Here is a 16863-nt window from a genome sequence, read left to right as displayed (position 1 = left end):
TTGCTCGGTTGGGACGCTGGACGGTGTCGCTCGCCCTCCGGCCCCTCTCCCGCATGCGGGAGAGGGGAACGGGGAGGCCTACTTCTTGCTGGCGGTCTTCTTGGTCGCGCTCTTCTTGGCGACCTTCCTGGCGACGGCCTTCTTCGCCACCGCCTTCTTGGCGACGGTCTTGCGGGCCGGGGCCTTCTTCACCGCGCTGCGCTTGGCCACTTTCTTGGTCGCGGCCTTCTTGGCCACGGCTTTCTTGGCGACCGTCTTCTTCGCCGCCTTCTTCACGGTGGCCTTCTTGGCGGTTTTCTTGGCCGCCTTCTTCCTGGCCAGCGCGGCGGCTTCGGCCTTGGCGTTGGCCTTGGCGGCTTCCAGCTTCTGGCGGGCCTTGGCGACGGTGCCGCTGACCGACTTCTTCACCGACTTGGCGGCCTTGCTGGCTTTCTTGGCAACGGTCTTGCCGGCTTTCTTGACGGTCTTCCTGGCCTTGGCGACGCGCTGCTTGACCTCGGCCCTGGCCTTCTCGACGGTCTGCTGGGTGGCGGCCACCGCTTCGCTGGCGGTGCTGGCAAGGGTCTCGCCCAGGTTGGCCGCCTTTTCCTTCACGTTCTCGGCGGCCTGGGAGATGGTCGCCGTCACACCATTACCGTTGCTCATATGCCCTCCTTCAGGGCGTCAGTGTTGAAACGCTGGCGATGCTATACCGACGGAATGAAGCGTGGAACGGGGTAAACGCGCGGCGGCGGGCGGAACGTCGGGCACCCCTCGCCGCATGCGCAGGAACGCGGGGCGGCGGCACCGCAGGACGGCGCCGCCGCCGCTCAGAACTTGCCGTAGTAGCCTTCCTTGAGCGCGTCGAACAGGTTGGCGGCGGTATGCAGTTCGCCGTCGTATTCGATCTGCTCGTTGCCCTTGACCTCCACCACCGAGCCGTCCTCCAGCTCGAAGCGATAGGTGGTGTTCTCCAGGTCCGCTTCCTTGACCAGCACGCCCTGGAAGGCGGCCGGGTTGAAGCGGAACGTGGTGCACCCCTTCAGGCCCTGCTGGTAGGCGTAGCGGTAGATGTCCTTGAACTGCTCGTAGGGATAGTCGGTGGGGACGTTGGCGGTCTTGGAGATCGAGCTGTCCACCCACTTCTGGGCGGCGGCCTGCACGTCGACGTGTTCCTTCGGGCTGATGTCGTCGGCGGCGATGAAGTAGTCGGGCAGGCGCGCCTCCGGGTCCTCGGCGAACGGCATCGCCTTGGGGTTGACCAGGTGGCGGTAGGCGAGCAGCTCGAAGGAGAACACGTCCACCTTCTCCTTGGTCTTCTTGCCTTCGCGGATCACGTTGCGGCTGTAGTGGTGGGCGAAGCTCGGCTCGATGCCGTTGGAGGCGTTGTTGGCCAGGCTCAACGAGATCGTGCCGGTCGGCGCGATCGAGCTGTGGTGGGTGAAGCGCGCGCCGGTCTCGGCCAGCTCGTCCACCAGCTCCGGGGCGACCTCGGCGATGCGCTGCATGTAGCGGCTGTAGCGCGCATGCAGCACCTTGCCCTCGATCCGCTGCCCGGCCCGCCAGCCGTCCCTCGCCATCTCGGGGCGCTTGCGCAACATCTCGGCGGTGACCTCGAAGGTCTCGCTCATGATCGGCGCCGGGCCCTTCTCGCGCGCCAGCGCCAGGCCGGTCTCCCAGCCGGCGATGGCCATCTCGCGGGCGATCGCCTCGGTGAAGTCGCACGACTCGGGCGAGCCGTACTTCATCTTCAGCATGGTCAGGGTGCTGCCCAGGCCGAGGAAGCCCATGCCGTGCCGGCGCTTGCGCAGGATCTCCTCGCGCTGGCGCTGCAGCGGCAGGCCGTTGACCTCGACCACGTTGTCGAGCATGCGGGTGAACACCCGCACCACTTCCTTGTATTCCTCCCAGTCGAAGCGCGCCTTGTCGGTGAACGGGTCGCGCACGAAGGTGGTCAGGTTGACCGAGCCGAGCAGGCAGGCGCCGTAGGGCGGCAGCGGCTGTTCGCCGCAGGGATTGGTCGCGCGGATGTTCTCGCACCACCAGTTGTTGTTCATCTCGTTGACCCGGTCGATCAGGATGAAGCCCGGCTCGGCGTAGTCGTAGGTGGAGACCATGATCATGTCCCACAGGTGGCGGGCGCGGATGTGCCCGTACACCTTGCAGGCCACCAGGCCGTCGTCGCGCACGACGTAGCCCTCGTGGCTGGGCCAGTCGCGCCAGACCACCGCGTCGGCGTCGGCCAGGTCGATGTCGGCGGCCTCGTGGCGGCCGAGCGGGAACACCAGCGGCCAGTCGGCGTCGTTCTCCACCGCCTGCATGAAGCCGTCGGTGATCAGCAGCGACAGGTTGAACTGGCGCAGGCGCCCATCCTCGCGCTTGGCGCGGATGAAGTCCTTCACGTCCGGGTGCGACACGTCGAAGGTGCCCATCTGCGCGCCGCGCCGGCCGCCGGCCGAGGACACCGTGAAGCACATCTTGTCGTAGATATCCATGAAGGACATCGGCCCGGAGGTGTAGGCGCCGGCGCCGGCCACGAACGCGCCCTTGGGGCGCAGCGTGGAGAACTCGTAGCCGATGCCGCAGCCGGCCTTGAGCGTGAGGCCGGCCTCGTGGACCTTCTCCAGGATGCCGTCCATCGAATCGACGATGGTGCCGGAGACGGTGCAGTTGATCGTGCTGGTGGCCGGCTTGTGCTCCTGGGCGCCGGCGTTGGAGGTGATGCGCCCGGCCGGGATCGCGCCGCGGCGCAGCGCCCACAGGAAGCGCTCGTACCAGTACTCGCGCTTGTCCGGCGTGGACTCGGCGTCGGCCAGCGCGCGCGCGACGCGGCGGTAGGTGCCGTCGATGTCCGCGTCCAGCGCCTCGCCCTGCTTGGTCTTGAGCCGGTACTTCTTGTCCCAGATGTCCTGCGAGGCGGGCTGCATCGGGACCTGGTCGGATCGGGTGCCGTTGGAAACCACTTCCAGACGTACCGTGCTCATGGTGTGGGACTCTCCCTGGGTGGGTGCCATGTAGATGGTGGAGACGGAATCAGGCGCGGGCACGCGCCATCGCGCCGCGGACGCGTCCCTGCAACGGCCAGTGCGGCAGGAAACGGTTACGGCGGTAGTCTGCGGCGACGGTCATGCACATCCCTCGAGCGAAGGTGCCCCTGAAACATCCAAATGTTGGGCTTCCTTAATACGATGCCCGCAATATCTAGTGGCATCGCGTAGGCCGCACGCTAACGCCACGCGGCCGAACCTGTCAAACGCGCGCGGCGCCGGCGTGCCGGCGCCGGCGCGTCCCGGCCGGGCGGCTTTTCACCGATAGTTAAATCAGCGCGCGGCAAGCTCGTTCAGCTTGATTTACGCGGACCGACCGCCATCTCTTCCCGCATCCGATCGCACAACCCACGAACCCTCATGCGACCGCTCCCGACCCTGCTGACCCTCTCGCTCGCCGCCGCGTTCGGCGGCTTCGCCGCCACCGGCATCCACGAGTGGCTGGACAACCGCGCCGAGGCCGCGCCGGCCCCGGTCCCGACCGCGTTGTCGGTGCCGGCCACCGCGGCGCTGCCGGCCTCGGTCGCCGGGCAGCCGCTGCCGACGCTGGCGCCGATGCTGGAACGGGTGATGCCGGCGGTGGTCAGCATCAACACCAAGCAGGTGGTGCGGGTGCGCAACCCGTTCTTCTCCGACCCGTTCTTCCGCCGGCTGTTCCCGGACATCCCGCAGGAGCGGATCAACGAGTCGCTCGGCTCGGGCGTGATCATCGACGCCAGGAACGGCTACGTGCTGACCAACCACCACGTGATCGACAACGCCGACGACGTGCAGGTCACGCTGGCCGACGGCCGCACGGTGAAGGCCGAGTTCCTCGGCTCCGACGCCGACACCGACATCGCCCTGATCAGGATCCCGGCCGACAAGCTCACCGAGATCAAGCTCGCCGACAGCAACCAGCTGCGCGTGGGCGACTTCGTGGTCGCCATCGGCAACCCGTTCGGCTTCACCCAGACGGTGACCTCGGGCATCGTCTCGGCGGTCGGCCGCAGCGGCATCCGCGGGCTCGGCTACCAGAACTTCATCCAGACCGACGCCTCGATCAACCCGGGCAATTCCGGCGGCGCGCTGGTCGACCTGGAAGGCAGGCTGGTCGGCATCAACACCGCCAGCTTCAACCCGCAGGGCAGCATGGCAGGCAACATCGGCCTGGGCCTGGCGATCCCGTCCAACCTGGCCCGCAACGTGGTCGAGCAGCTGTTGAAGAACAACGGCGTGGTGATCCGCGGCACGCTCGGGCTGGAGGCGCAGAACCTGACCTCGCAGATGGCGCAGGGGCTGGGCCTGGACAGCGTGCGCGGCGCGCTGGTCTCGCGCGTGCTCGCCGGCTCGGCGGCCGCGGCCGCGGGCGTGCAGCCGGGCGACGTGATCGTCGGCGCCAACGACCAGCGCGTGGACAGCGCCGAGGCGCTGCACAACTACGAGGGCCTGCAGCCCGTCGGCAGCACGGTGGTGCTGGACGTGCGCCGCGACGGCAAGCCGCTCAGGCTCAGCGCCAAGCTCAAGGAACTGCCGCGCTCGGTCAGCGGCGACGCGCTCGACCCGCGGCTGTCCGGCGCGACCTTCACCGACCTGCCCGAATCGCTGCGCCAGTCCGGCCTCAACGGCGTGCTGGTGAGCGAGGTCAAGCGCGGCAGCCGCGCCGCCGCCAACGGCCTGGCCAGCGGCGACGTGATCGTGGCCGCCACCGCCGGCGAGTTCGCCGACCTGGCGAGCTGGCGCGCCAATTTCCAGCGCAAGCCGCAACAGCTGGTGCTGCGGGTCGTGCGCGGGAACGTGCAGGTCGATGCCTTGATGCGCTGAGCGCCGGCGGCCCGCCAGCCGTAACGTCGCCTGCACCTGCGCGATGTTATTGCTAGGCTTCATCGGCCGCGTCGGCGGCCGCCACGACGACAAGGAGATCCGCATGAGCCCCACCAACACCGAGCAGCTGAAGGACAACCTGAGCGAAGCCGGCTCCCACCTGAAGTCCGCCGCCAGCGCCGCCGGCGAGGCGGTCAAGGGTGCCGCCGCCGCGGCGGGCGACGAGCTCAAGCTCGGCAAGGCCAACATCAAGGCCGAACTTTCCGACAGCGCGCTGGCCGGCCTGAACGCCGCCGAATTCGGCGGTGCCGCCGCCAAGGAGCAGGTCGATGCCTTGATGGACAAGGGCAAGGACCTGATCGACAGCGCCGCCGAGCTGATCCGCGAGCGCCCGCTGGCCTCGTTCGGCGTCGCCTTCGCCGCCGGCTGGATCATCGCCAAGCTCGCACGCAGCGGCGACAAGTAAGCCGGGTCCGTGGCCGATACGGACAAGGACAGCGGCCAGGCCGAAGCCCCGCGCACGCCTTCGCTCGAAGAGGCGATCGGCGAGTTCGGCAAGGCCGGCCGCGAAGGCCTCGATGCCGGGCTGGACGCGCTGCGGGCGTTGCGGCGGCTGTTCGCCGCCGACCTCGCGCTGGCGCGCGCCGCGCTCGCGCATGCGCTGGTGTGGCTCACCGTGGCGGTGGCGTTCGGCGCCTCGGCCTGGCTGCTGATCGTGGCGGCCGGCATCGCGCTGCTGCACTACTTCGGGCTGACATGGCTGGCCGCGACCTCGCTGATGGCCCTGCTGAGCCTGGCCGTGACCGCGCTGGGCGCCTGGCAGGCGATGCGCTACTTCGAGATGAGCAAGCTCGACGCCACCCGGCGCCAGCTCGCCCGCCTCGGCATCGGCGGCGACGACGAAGACGTGCCCGCGCCGAAGGAGGACCCATGAAACTCGAACAGCTGCAGCACCGCATCGCCCGCGCCGAGGCGGTGCTGGAAGGGCGCGAGCACCAGCTCGTGCAGCAATGGGGCACGCTGCGTCAGCTGTGGCGCGCGGCGTGGACGCCGGGCCGGATCGTGCTGGCTGGGCTGGGCCTCGGCTTCGCCGCCGGCATCAGCGAGCCGAGGACGGCGTTGAACAGCCTGGCCGGCAAGGTCGGGGCGGTGCCCAAGCTGCTGCAGACGATCAGCGCGATATCGGCGCTGTTCACCGCCACCCAGGCCCAGGAAGCCTCGCAACAGGCCGAGCGCGCCGCCGGGAAGGCGGAGGACGTGGCCCGCGAGGGCGCCACGGGCACCGCCGCGCCGCCGGCGGAACCGGTCCGCACGGCGGCTCCTCGCGGCACCGCGCCCCCCGCCAGTCCGGCGCCGCCGCATCCGGCGGAGGCCGCCACCGAGGTTTCCGAACGCTGAGGCGTGGCCGGGACGCTTCCTGCTCTCGATACCGGGACGAATGGGGCGCTCTACCGGATTGGGATCGCCCTTCCCGCTTTTCGGACGGTCATTCCCGCGAAAGCGAAAATGGCGGTAAACGCCGGGCAGCAAGGGACGACGATCCAGCCCTCCCGGAGCCGTCCACCCTACTCGCCACCGCACAGTGGGCCGATAATGGCGCTCCGCCGGCGCAGGCCGGGCCCGCCAATGTCCGCATGAGCCTTCCCGCAGAATCGTCGGCCCCGTCCACCGGTGCCCCCTTGCCCCCTGCCCCGCGCCCGCGCGCGCCCACCTCGCTGGTGGTGCTGGCGACGCTCGCGGTCGGCTACACGCTGTGGGCGGCGCAGACGGTGGTCCTGCCGGTCATGCTGGCCATGTTCTTCGCGTTGGTCGGCAACCCGATCATCCGCCTGCTGCGCAAGCTGCACCTGCCGCGCTTCATCGCTGCGCTGCTGGTGCTGCTGCTGGGCCTGTCGGCGACCGTGGCGCTGGCGATGCAGCTGGCCGGCCCGGCCAGCGAGTGGTTCCAGCAGGCCCCGTCGCAGATGCGGCAGATCTCGCGCGAGCTGCGCAACCTGACCAAGCCGGTGCAGCAGGCCAACCAGGCCGCCGAGAGCTTCGCGCGCGCCGCGGGCGGCGAGAGCGGGCGGCAGGTGCAGATCGTGCGCACCCAGCTGGACGATCCCTACAGGGCGCTGGTACGCACGCCCAAATTGGCCGCGTCGGTGCTGGCGGTGGTGCTGCTGACCTTCTTCTTCATGGTCTACGGGGAGAACCTGCAGCGCAATGCGATCGCGTTGCTGCCCAGCCAGCAGAAACAGCGCTTCACCGCGGAGATATTGCGCGACATCGAGCGCGAGGTCTCGCGCTACGTGCTGACGATCAGCCTGATCAACACGACGGTCGGCCTGGTCTTCGCCGGCATCCTCAACGCGCTGCTGTCGATCCCCCTGCAGGAAGCGCTGCTGTGGGGCACGGTGGTGGCGCTGTTGAACTTCGCGCCCTACGTCGGCCCGCTGATCGGCGTGATGCTGATGCTGCTGATGGGCTTCGTGAACTTCCACGCGCCCCTGGAATCGCTGCTGCCGGCCCTGATCTACCTGCTGCTGCACACCGTCGAGGGCCAGGTGGTCACCCCGATCGTGCTCGGCCGGCGCATGGCGATCTCGCCGCTGATGCTGATCCTCGGCCTGATGCTGTTCGGCTGGCTGTGGGGAATGATCGGACTGCTGCTGGCGGTGCCGTTGCTGGTCTGTATCAAGATGGTGCTCAACCGGCTGGAGGGCATGCAGCGCTGGGCGCGGTTGCTGGAGTAGCGGGGATTCGGGATTCGGGATTCGGGAAAAGCGTCTTTGCCTGGGTTCGCCCTGTCGAGCGACGCGATGCTTTCTTGCGGTTTTTCGCTGTCCGTGGGAGGGACTTCAGTGCCGACCGAGGGCCGGCAAAGCCTTGTCGGGACTGAAGTCCCTCCCACAAACAACACTCGATCCGGAGCAGGCTGGTCGCTTTCCGAGCCCCAGCCTCCACCAGAGTCCCGGCTTCTTCGGCAAAGCCTGTCGGGACTGAAGTCCCTCCCACGACAACATCCGACCCGAACGGGGCCGTCGCTTTTCGAGCCCCGGCCCTTGGCCCCGGGTCCCGGCTTCCCCCGCCCCACTGCCGTAAAATCCCCGGATGACTTTCCCGATCCGCGCCATCACCCTCGACCTCGACGACACGCTGTGGCCCTTCGCGCCGATCGGCGCCCGCATCGACCAGGTGCTGCACGACTGGCTGAGCATCCATAGCCCGGTCACCGCGCAGCGCTTCCCGGTGCAGGCGATGCGCCAGCTGCGCGAACGCAGCTTCGCCGAGAACCCGCATCTCCACCACGACCTCAGCGCGTTGCGCCGGCTGACGATCCGCCAGGCGCTCGAGGAGAGCGGCGGCGACCTCGCCTTGATCGAGCCGGCCTTCGAGGTGTTCTACGCCGCCCGCAACCAGGTCGAGTGCTACCCGGATGCGCTCGACGCGCTGGCGCGCATCGCCGCGCGCGTGCCGGTGGCGGCGCTCAGCAACGGCAACGCCGACCTGGAACGCATCGGGCTGATGCACCACTTCGCGTTCTCGCTCGGCTCGCGCGAGCACGGCGCCGCCAAGCCGGCGGCGAGCATCTTCCATGCCGCCTGCGAACGGCTGGGCGTCGCGCCCGCGCAGGTGCTGCACGTCGGCGACCACGTCGAGATGGACGTGCTCGGCGCGATCAACGCCGGATTGCGCAGCTGCTGGATCAACCGGGAGAACCGCGCGTGGGAACACGCCACGCTCGCCCCCGACCTGCATTTCGATACCTTGACCGGGCTGGCCGACTGGCTGGACGCCCATCCGGACTTCGCCGAGCCCGGTGGCGGGCGCCGCTGCGCCTGAGCGCCCGCCCTTCCCATCCACCGCCGCGCCATGCCGAGCGCCTCCCCACAGGAACCCACCATGTCGTTACCGCAAGGCTTCACCTCCGATACCTCCCGCGCGCTGCCGCTGCACGTCGTCGACCGCGAAGGCCTGGCGGACTGGTGCGCGCGGCAGCCGGCCGGCGTGGCCGCCTGGGTGCAGGCGCAGCACTTCGCCGCCGCCCCCGGCTCGGTACTGCTGCTGCCGGGCGAGCACGGCCTGGCCGGCGCATTGCTCGCGGTGGGCGATCGCGGCGACGCCTACGCCTATGCGCATGGCCCGTTCGCGCTGCCGGCCGACACGCACTGGCAGCCGGCCACGGCGTTGGACGACGCGACACGGCGCGCGCTCGAACTCGGCTGGGGCCTGGGCAGCTACCGTTTCGCCCGCTATCGCAAGCCGGTGCGCACGCCGGCGCTGCTGGCGGCCACGCCCGATGCGGAGACCGCCGCGCTGATCGAGGCCTGCCTGCGCGTGCGCGACTGGGTCAACACGCCGACCGAGGACATGGGCCCCGAGCAACTCGAGGCCGCCGCGCGCGCGCTGGCCGAGGAGCACGGCGCCCGCATCGGGGTGGTCGCCGGCGACGCCCTGCTGGCGAACAACTTCCCGACCATCCATGCGGTGGGCCGCGCCTCGCACCGCGCGCCGCGCCTGATCGAGCTGCACTGGGGCGATGCGGCGCACCCGCACCTCGTGCTGGTCGGCAAGGGCGTGTGCTTCGATACCGGCGGGCTGGACCTCAAGCCGGCCGACGGCATGCGCAACATGAAGAAGGACATGGGCGGCGCCGCGCACGCGCTGGCGCTGGCCGGGCTGGTGATGGCGCGCAAGCTGCCGGTGCGGCTGACGCTGCTGGTGCCGGCGGTGGAGAATGCGGTCGGGCCGGACGCCTTCCGCCCCGGCGAGGTGGTGGTCACCCGCGCCGGCGTCAGCGTCGAGATCGACAACACCGACGCCGAGGGCCGCTTGATCCTGTGCGACGCACTGGCCTACGCGAGCGAGGCCAAGCCCTCGCTGATCCTCGATTTCGCCACGCTCACCGGCGCGGCGCGCATTGCGCTCGGCCCTGACCTGCCGGCGCTGTTCGCCAACGACGACGCGCTGGCCAACGACTGGCTGGCCGCCGGCGAGCGTACCCGCGATCCGGTCTGGCGCATGCCGCTGTGGCGCCCGTACCTGCGCTACCTCAACAGCCACGTCGCCGACATGGCCAACGCCGGCTCGCGCATGGCCGGCGCGGTCACCGCCGCGCTGTACCTGGAGCGTTTCGTCGCCACCGGCCTGAAGTGGGCGCACCTGGACGTGTACGCCTGGAACGACAGCGACCGCCCGGGCCGGCCGGCCGGCGGCGAGGCGCTGGCGTTGCGTTCGGCGTGGGAGATGCTCAAATCGCGGTTCGGCACGTAACGCAGTGCGCGCCGCTGGCGCGGGGAGGCCGGGAATCGGCGCTTTCCCCCGTTTGCGAGGAAAGTGCTCATCCAGGCCTGTTTTCATGATGGTTTGCCTTGGCTGCCGCGCGGCGACGCGTTCATCCGCAATGCGGCCGAGGGTTTCTTGCGGCGCCCCTCATCCGGCGCTGCGCGCCACCTTCTCCCGCAAGCGGGAGAAGGGAAAGCAGGGGCGCCATCGTCATGCCCCTCAGGAAAGTTCGGAAACCTTCCATCTCCCATTTGCGGGAGAAGGTGCCCGAAGGGACAGATGAGGGTGCTTTAAAGCGGCGACGCGTTCGTCCGCAATGCGGCCGTGGGTTTATTACGGCGCCCCTCATCCGGCGCTGCGCGCCACCTTCTCCCGCAAGCGGGAGAAGGGAAAGCAGGGGCGCCATCGTCATGTCCCCCCAGGAAAGTTCGGAAACCTCCCATCTCCCATTTGCGGGAGAAGGTGCCCGAAGGACAGATGAGGGTGCTTTAAAGCGGCGACGCGTTCATCTGCAATGCGGCCGTGGGTTTAGAGCGGCTAACAAAACCGCCTTGTACACCTGAGCGGTGATGACAAAATCGCCTGCATGGCACGTCGCAAAGAGATTCCCGCCGCGCTGTGGAAGCGCATCGAACCTTTGATCCCGCCCGTGAAGCCCTCGCCCAAGGGAGGGCGACCGCGCGTGAGCGACCAACAAGCCCTCAACGGTATCGTCTATGTCCTGCGCACCGGCATCCCGTGGGAGGAGTTGCCCCAGGAACTGGGCTACGGCAGCGGCATGACCTGCTGGCGGCGGTTGCGCGACTGGCAAGCCGCCGGGGTCTGGCATCGTCTGCATCAGGTCCTGTTGGCCGAACTGCGCCGGGCCGACAAGCTGGACCTGAGTCGAGCCAGCCTGGACGCGGCCAGTGTGGCCGCCCCCCGGGGGGCGCCTACACCGGGCCGAACCCGACCGATCGCGGTAAGCTCGGTAGCAAGCGGCACCTGATCACCGACTGCAACGGCATTCCCTTGGCGTTCTGTGTCACCGGAGCCCACCGGCACGACTCGGTGGTATTCGAGGAGTTGGTTGATGCACTGCCCCCGATCGCTGGCAAGCCGGGGCGTCCGCAACGCTGGCCGGGCAAGCTGCACGCCGACAAGGCCTACGACATCGACCGCTGCCGCGATCACCTCAACCAGCGAGGTATCACCCCGCGTATCGCCCGCAAGGGGATAGAACGCAACGATAGGCTGGGACGCTATCGTTGGGTAGTCGAGCGCACTCATGCTTGGTTCGCGGGCATGGGCAAGCTGCGCATCCGTTTCGAACGCCGGATCGATATCCATCTGGCCCTGCTGTCTCTCGCCTGCTCGGTCATCTGTCTTCGCCATCTTCCCGGGTTTTGTTAGCCGCTCTTATTACGGCGCCCCTCATCCGGCGCTGCGCGCCACCTTCTCCCGCAAGCGGGAGAAGGGAAAGCAGGGGCGCCATCGTCATGCCCCCAGGAAAGTTCGGAAACCTCCCATCTCCCATTTGCGGGAGAAGGGAAAGCAGGGGCGCCATCGTCATGTCCCCCCAGGAAAGTTCGGAAACCTCCCTTCTCCCGCTTGCGGGAGAAGGTGCCCGAAGGGCGGATGAGGGTGCTTTAAACAAGAAGCGGCCGTGAAAAAAATATCGCCATGCCCCATCAGACGAACTATTTGCAAGCCTGTTCCACGATGGCTTGTCTTGGCTGGCGCGTGGCGTCCGCAATGCGGCCATGGGTTTCTTGCGGCGCCCCGCTTGCGGGATGAAGACGTGCGGCTTGCGGGCCATTGGCTCGCGCACGTCTGAACGTCCGGCGCGCGGGGCGAGGTGCCCGAGAGCCTGCCCCCGCGAAAGCGGGGGCGGATGAGGGCGCTGCAGGCAAGCGTGCTGGAGGGTTCGGAGCCCCACCCGAGACCAGGCAAGTCCTGTCCTCAGCGCAGGCCGCGCCCGGTGGCGGCCCAGTAGATGCCGCCGTAGAGATGGTCGAGGTAGCGCGGGTCGTTGTAGGCCTCGGCCAGGTGGCCCAGCGCGGTGGCAAACACGCGACCGCCCTCGAAGCGGTGGTACCAGGCCACCGGATGGTCCTTGCCCATGCCCTTGGCGACCTGGCCCGGCCAGATCAGGGTCGGGTCGTAGCTGGATTCGTCCACCGTCATCAGCGTGACCAGGTCGTCGCTGTACGGCGGGTCGTACTCGTACCACTCGTCGGTCCAGACCCAACGCTGCGGCAGGCCGGCGGTGGCCGGGAAGTTGCGGTCGACGACGTCGACCATCGCGGTCTGCATGTAGGGGTGGGTCCGGAACGAACGGCCGATCATCCGGTCGTACCAGTCCCACTCGCCGCGCTTGATCGCGAAGGCCTTGTGCACCGCGACGACGCCGCCGCCGTTGCGCACGTACTGCTGGAACCTGGCGCGCTGGGCGGGATTGAGGTCGGTGGCCGGCGTGTTGAGCAGCACGATCGCCGCGTACTGCGACAGGTCCTGGTCGAAGGCGGCGGTGTTCCAGGCCCACACCAGCTCGAAGTAGTGCTGCCGCGCCATCGCCTCGAAGCGCGGCTTGGCCACCGGGATGTAGTCGTGGTGGTACTGGTTCGGTATCGCCGCGACCAGCACCTTGAACTGCTGCGCCCAGGCGCCGCCGCAGGCCAGCAGCAGCGACCCCAGCAGCAACGCGCGCATCCACTTCATGTCGGCTCCCCTCGAAACGTTCCGGCGAGGATAGCCGCCGCCCTGTCCTCCGCGACGCGGGCCGCGGTAATTTCATAGACGTTTGCCAGGACGACATACCCGCGATCGCCCCACGGCGCCTGGGCGCGCCGCACGATGGCTCGTTCGCCTCGGCCTGCTCCCGCCGGGGCCGCGCCGGCTCGCCAGCCGCGGCAGGACTTTCGCGCCTACAGCCATCCCTTCTGCCGCGCCAGCCGATACGCCTCGATGCGGTTGGCCACGCCGAGCTTGCCGATGCACTCGGACAGGTAGTTGCGCACGGTGCCGTGCGAGAGGCCCAGCCGCTCGGCGATCTCGCTGGCCGAGCGGCCTTCGCCCGCCAGGCGCAGCACGCTGCGCTCACGCTCGCTGAGCGGATCGGCCTCGGCCCAGGCTTCCACCGCCAGTTGCGGGTCGATCGCGCGGCCGCCGCGATGCACGCGGCGCAGCGCTTCGGCCAGCTGCTCGGCCGGCGCATCCTTGAGCAGGTAGCCGGACACGCCCGCGTCCAGCGCGCGGCGCAGGAAGCCCGGACGCGCGAAGGTGGTGACGATCACCACCCGCACCGGCAGTTGCTGGCGCTGGATGCGCAGCGCCAGTTCCAGCCCGGTCAGGCCCGGCATCTCGATATCGGTGACCAGCAGGTCCGGCTGCAGGCGCTGCAGTTCGCGCCAGGCGCTCTCGCCGTCACCGGCATTGCCGACCACCTCGATGTCGTCCTCCAGGTTGAGCAGCGCGGTCAGCGCGCCGCGCAACATCGCCTGGTCTTCGGCCAGCAACACGCGCATCGGCACTTCGGTCTCCCGGGCTAGCAAACAGGGCCGGCGGCGCGGACGACGGGCACGCTGTCGGACGGCATGCCGCCGGCCGCGACCGGCTGCGGCGCGTGCGGCAGCGGCAGTCGTGCCTGCAGGCGCGTGCCCTGCCCGCGCCGGGCGTCGACCCGCAGTTCGCCGCCCAGCGCCTGCAGGCGCTCGCACATGCCGCGCAATCCGTTGCCCTGGACGATGTCGCCGCCGCGGCCGTCGTCGCAGATCTCCAGCACCGCCTGCTGGCGCTCGCAGGCCAGCGAGATCCGCACCCGCTGCGCACGCGCATGCCGCTGGATGTTGGTGACCGCCTCGCGCACCACCAGCGCGAACACCGTTTCCAGTTCCGGCGGCAGCGGCATTTCCGGCAACGTGTAGGACAGCAGGACCCCGTCGGTCTCCAGCAGCAGGTGCGCCGAAGCCAGTTCGGCCGCGAGTTCGGCCGCGCGGATACCGGTCACCGCGTGCCGCACCTGCGCCAGCGCCTCGCGCGACACCCGCGCGACCTCGCCGATCTCGCGGCGCGCGGCCTGCGGATCGCGCTCGACCAACTTTCCGGCCAGGTCGGCCTTCAGCGCGACCAGCGACAGGGTATGGCCGAGCAGATCGTGCAGGTCGCGCCCGATGCGCTCGCGCTCGGCGGTGGCGGCCAGGCGCCGGACCTCCTCGTGGCTGAGCCGCAACGCGCTGTCGGCCTGCATCCGCTGGACCATGATGATGTTCAGCAGCCCGACCATGAAGCTGACCAGCACCGTGCTGAACAGGTAGATATTGGGCCAGCCGATCAGCAGCCAGACCACGACGTAGGGGACCAGGACCCCCAGCATCCACGCGATCGCCACCCGCGTGCCGCCGCAGAACGACAGGAACGCGCAGGCGTAGACGACGTATCCCTGCGCCCCTGGATTGAACGGCGTGGTGGCGTAGGCCAGGGCAGCGATGCCCAGCGCGCAGGCCAGGACGAAGCGCCGGCTCCGGTAGTAGGCAATCCAGTACAGCACCAGGAACGCCGCGTAGCTGGCCACCGTGGGCCACAGCCAGTCCGGGAAATACTTCGACTCGTACAGCGGCGTGACGAAGATCCATACCGACCACCCCAGCATCAGCACCGGGAACCAGCGCGAGCGCTCGCCGCCGCCGCGGTCGATGCGACGGCCGATGATCGAATCGTGGCTGGGTTCGAGGAAGTGCATGGTCCCGCGTTCCTGGATCAAGAAGGCGCCGCGACCCCCGCGGCGCGAGCGCGAAGCATACCGCCGCGATGGATACCGGTCCCGGCCCCGCGCGCCCGCGGGTGCCGCCGCGGGCCGGGCGGCACCCGCACCGATGCCGCGTGCGGTGCAGCACGACGCCGGACCGGAACATGCGGGTAGCCTGGAGTCCCGGCCGCGGCCCCGGCAGTCGCCGGCGTCAGCGATCCTCGATGACACCTGTCACTGGCTTCCGCGGCGCCGTGGAGGCATGCTGGCCGGCATCTTCGGGGACGGCCGGCGTTCTGGTGACTTCCGGCAGCTTGCGGCCGCCATGCCTTGCGGTCACATTTCGTCCCTCTTTACGTCCTTGTGTCCACGATGAACACATCCGCCGATCTGCTGAAGGAACTCCGCATCGACCGTAAAGCCGCCCCCAGCGAGCCGCCTTCGCGGCGCTGGCTGTGGATCGCGATCGGCGTGGTGGTGCTGCTGCTGTTGCTGGCCGCCGCGGCGTGGCTGTTCGGCCGCGCCCGGCCGGTGGAGGTGCGCACGGCCCCGGCGGTGGCGATCAGCGCCGGCGGCGCCTCGTCCTCGGTGCTCGATGCCAGCGGCTACGTGGTCGCGCGGCGCATGGCGACGGTGTCGGCCAAGATCACCGGCAAGGTGCGCGAGGTGATGATCGAGGAAGGCATGCGCGTGGAGGAAGGCCAGGTCATGGCCACGCTCGACCCGATAGACGCGGATGCGCAGCGCAGCCTGTCGGCCTCGCAGCTGTCCGCCGCGCGCAGCCTGGTCGACAACACGCAGGCCCAGCTCAAGCAGGCCGAGGCCGAAGCGGCGCGGCTGCAGGCGCTGGTCGGCCAGCAACTGGTGTCGCGCTCGCAGTACGACCAGGCCGTGGCGCAGCGCGATGCGCTGCGCGCGCAGCTGCAGAACGCGCAGCGCAACGTCAAGGTCTCCAGCGACCAGCTGGCGATCTCCGACATCGGCGTGGACAACACCGTGGTGCGCGCGCCGTTCGCCGGCGTGGTGACGGCCAAGGCCGCGCAGCCGGGCGAGATCGTCTCGCCGCTGGCGACCGGCGGCTTCACCCGCACCGGCATCGGCACGATCGTGGACATGGATTCGCTGGAAGTGGAGGTCGAGGTCGGCGAGGCCTACATCGGCCGGGTGCAGCCGAAGATGCCGGTGGAGGTGGTGCTGAACGCGTACCCGGACTGGCGCATCCCGGGCGAGGTGATCGCGATCATCCCCACCGCCGACCGCGGCAAGGCGACGGTGAAGGTCCGCGTGGCGATGCAGGTGAAGGATCCGCGCATCGTACCGGAGATGGGCGTGCGGGTGAGCTTCCTGGAGAAGGCGCAGCCGCAGGAACAGAGCAAGCCGCAAGGCGTGCGCGTGCCCGGCGGCGCGCTGGTCCAGCGCGACGGCAAGACCCAGGTGTTCGCGCTCGGCGCCGAGGACCGGGTCGAGCTGCGCGAGGTGAAGACCGGCATCGACATGGGCAACGACAAGCAGGTGTTGTCGGGCCTGGCCGCAGGCGACACGGTGGTGGTGGAACCGCCGGAGGCGCTGAAGGATGGCGACAAGGTGAAGCTGGCCCAGGCCAATTGAGGTCGCCGAGGCCGTGACGGCATGTGACTCTCATCCCGTGGTCGGTGCGATGCAGTAGCTTTTGCTTGCGCTGTTGCTTTTGCTTTTGATGTCCGCTTTTCCCGGGGGCCCCTCCGAAGCGGCGGAGTCGGCGGGAAAAACCCGCAGGGCGACGTGCATGGATGCACGTCGTTTTTCGCCGGGGCAGGATGCCCCGTCGAAAAATCCCACCGGCTCCGCGGACCCGCAGCAAAGCTGCGGGCGCGCAGGCGGGGTGTGCTTTCTTTTGGTTACTTTTCTTTGCACAAGCAAAGAAAAGTAACTCGCCAAAGGCGAAAGCTTTTGCCTTTCTCGCCAAAGCCCAAAAGGCCAAAAGCAACGTCCCTGGATCCCCGCCTTCGCGGGGATGACGGTAGAGAGTTTGCTGAGGGAGTGGGGCATATGAGCCAAGTG

At 69.1% G+C, this 16863-nt stretch carries 13 protein-coding genes and 1 pseudogene; 9 read left to right on the top strand and 5 right to left on the bottom strand.

Going from position 1 to position 16863, the window contains the following annotated elements:
- Window positions 1-78: 78 nt before the first annotated feature.
- Together M3M27_RS03065 and M3M27_RS03060 are read right to left on the bottom strand one after the other, a co-directional pair.
- Window positions 79-645: a hypothetical protein gene (locus M3M27_RS03065; RefSeq protein WP_434027117.1), complete on the bottom strand. Its 567-nt coding sequence runs from the start codon at window positions 643-645 to the stop codon at window positions 79-81.
- Between the two features lie 164 nt (window positions 646-809).
- Window positions 810-2963 (bottom strand): adenosylcobalamin-dependent ribonucleoside-diphosphate reductase, encoded by a 2154-nt coding sequence (locus M3M27_RS03060; RefSeq protein WP_434027116.1) that lies wholly within the window; start codon window positions 2961-2963, stop codon window positions 810-812.
- Window positions 2964-3386: 423 nt separating this feature from the next.
- Here M3M27_RS03060 and M3M27_RS03055 point away from each other — a divergent pair, with 423 nt between their 5' ends.
- The 8 genes and pseudogenes from M3M27_RS03055 (at window position 3387) to M3M27_RS03020 (ending at window position 11489) form a co-directional block, all read left to right on the top strand.
- A complete protein-coding gene (locus tag M3M27_RS03055) occupies window positions 3387-4829 on the top strand; it encodes a Do family serine endopeptidase (protein ID WP_140726070.1) in 1443 nt (480 codons plus the stop codon).
- A gap of 103 nt (window positions 4830-4932) precedes the next feature.
- Window positions 4933-5295: a hypothetical protein gene (locus M3M27_RS03050; RefSeq protein WP_140726067.1), complete on the top strand. Its 363-nt coding sequence runs from the start codon at window positions 4933-4935 to the stop codon at window positions 5293-5295.
- Window positions 5296-5304: 9 nt separating this feature from the next.
- Window positions 5305-5763, top strand: coding sequence for a phage holin family protein (locus M3M27_RS03045; RefSeq protein WP_140726064.1), 459 nt, complete (start codon window positions 5305-5307; stop codon window positions 5761-5763).
- Window positions 5760-6131, top strand: a pseudogene (locus M3M27_RS03040) (hypothetical protein); the annotation flags it as partial. The gene M3M27_RS03045 and the pseudogene M3M27_RS03040, both read left to right, overlap by 4 nt.
- A 332-nt stretch (window positions 6132-6463) precedes the next feature.
- The gene (locus M3M27_RS03035; protein ID WP_434027115.1) at window positions 6464-7564 is read left to right on the top strand and encodes an AI-2E family transporter; all 1101 of its coding nucleotides are present in this window, start codon (window positions 6464-6466) and stop codon (window positions 7562-7564) included.
- 358 nt (window positions 7565-7922) lie between these two features.
- Window positions 7923-8654 (top strand): HAD family hydrolase, encoded by a 732-nt coding sequence (locus tag M3M27_RS03030; RefSeq protein ID WP_140726053.1) that lies wholly within the window; start codon window positions 7923-7925, stop codon window positions 8652-8654.
- 60 nt (window positions 8655-8714) lie between these two features.
- A complete protein-coding gene (locus tag M3M27_RS03025; protein ID WP_434027114.1) occupies window positions 8715-10085 on the top strand; it encodes a leucyl aminopeptidase family protein in 1371 nt (456 codons plus the stop codon).
- Window positions 10086-10683: 598 nt separating this feature from the next.
- Window positions 10684-11489 (top strand): IS5 family transposase gene (locus tag M3M27_RS03020; RefSeq protein WP_130531530.1). Its coding sequence is split into 2 segments (ribosomal slippage): window positions 10684-11014 and window positions 11014-11489, totalling 807 coding nucleotides; the frame shifts between segments, so codons are not numbered across the junction.
- A gap of 549 nt (window positions 11490-12038) precedes the next feature.
- Here M3M27_RS03020 and M3M27_RS03015 read toward each other — a convergent pair.
- The 3 genes from M3M27_RS03015 to M3M27_RS03005 form a co-directional block, all read right to left on the bottom strand.
- Window positions 12039-12788, bottom strand: a complete 750-nt coding sequence (locus M3M27_RS03015) for a ThuA domain-containing protein (protein ID WP_434027945.1) — start codon at window positions 12786-12788, stop codon at window positions 12039-12041.
- Window positions 12789-13003: 215 nt separating this feature from the next.
- Window positions 13004-13603, bottom strand: a complete 600-nt coding sequence (locus tag M3M27_RS03010; RefSeq protein WP_140726047.1) for a response regulator transcription factor — start codon at window positions 13601-13603, stop codon at window positions 13004-13006.
- A 20-nt stretch (window positions 13604-13623) separates the two neighbouring features.
- Window positions 13624-14817, bottom strand: a complete 1194-nt coding sequence (locus M3M27_RS03005) for a sensor histidine kinase (protein ID WP_434027113.1) — start codon at window positions 14815-14817, stop codon at window positions 13624-13626.
- Between the two features lie 378 nt (window positions 14818-15195).
- On the opposite strand from M3M27_RS03005, the gene M3M27_RS03000 reads away from it, so the two are divergent.
- The gene (locus M3M27_RS03000; RefSeq protein ID WP_434027112.1) at window positions 15196-16431 is read left to right on the top strand and encodes an efflux RND transporter periplasmic adaptor subunit; all 1236 of its coding nucleotides are present in this window, start codon (window positions 15196-15198) and stop codon (window positions 16429-16431) included.
- Window positions 16432-16863: the final 432 nt, after the last annotated feature.

It is taken from the genome of Xanthomonas boreopolis (assembly GCF_046529185.1).
GTDB classification, from domain to species: domain Bacteria; phylum Pseudomonadota; class Gammaproteobacteria; order Xanthomonadales; family Xanthomonadaceae; genus Pseudomonas_S; species Pseudomonas_S boreopolis.
The sequence above is the reverse complement of the archived record's forward strand: the minus strand, read 5'-3'. Positions and strand labels throughout refer to the sequence as shown.

Excerpts from the sequence above, each read along its gene's own strand:
- M3M27_RS03015 (WP_434027945.1), bottom strand. The coding sequence starts at position 12,788 with ATGCGCGCGTTGCTGCTGGGGTCGCTGCTGCTGGCCTGCGGCGGCGCC.
- M3M27_RS03055 (WP_140726070.1), top strand. The coding sequence starts at position 3,387 with ATGCGACCGCTCCCGACCCTGCTGACCCTCTCGCTCGCCGCCGCGTTC.
- M3M27_RS03025 (WP_434027114.1), top strand. The coding sequence starts at position 8,715 with ATGTCGTTACCGCAAGGCTTCACCTCCGATACCTCCCGCGCGCTGCCG.
- M3M27_RS03065 (WP_434027117.1), bottom strand. The coding sequence starts at position 645 with ATGAGCAACGGTAATGGTGTGACGGCGACCATCTCCCAGGCCGCCGAG.
- M3M27_RS03005 (WP_434027113.1), bottom strand. The coding sequence starts at position 14,817 with ATGCACTTCCTCGAACCCAGCCACGATTCGATCATCGGCCGTCGCATC.
- M3M27_RS03000 (WP_434027112.1), top strand. The coding sequence starts at position 15,196 with ATGAACACATCCGCCGATCTGCTGAAGGAACTCCGCATCGACCGTAAA.
- M3M27_RS03030 (WP_140726053.1), top strand. The coding sequence starts at position 7,923 with ATGACTTTCCCGATCCGCGCCATCACCCTCGACCTCGACGACACGCTG.
- M3M27_RS03060 (WP_434027116.1), bottom strand. The coding sequence starts at position 2,963 with ATGAGCACGGTACGTCTGGAAGTGGTTTCCAACGGCACCCGATCCGAC.
- M3M27_RS03050 (WP_140726067.1), top strand. The coding sequence starts at position 4,933 with ATGAGCCCCACCAACACCGAGCAGCTGAAGGACAACCTGAGCGAAGCC.
- M3M27_RS03035 (WP_434027115.1), top strand. The coding sequence starts at position 6,464 with ATGAGCCTTCCCGCAGAATCGTCGGCCCCGTCCACCGGTGCCCCCTTG.
- M3M27_RS03010 (WP_140726047.1), bottom strand. The coding sequence starts at position 13,603 with ATGCGCGTGTTGCTGGCCGAAGACCAGGCGATGTTGCGCGGCGCGCTG.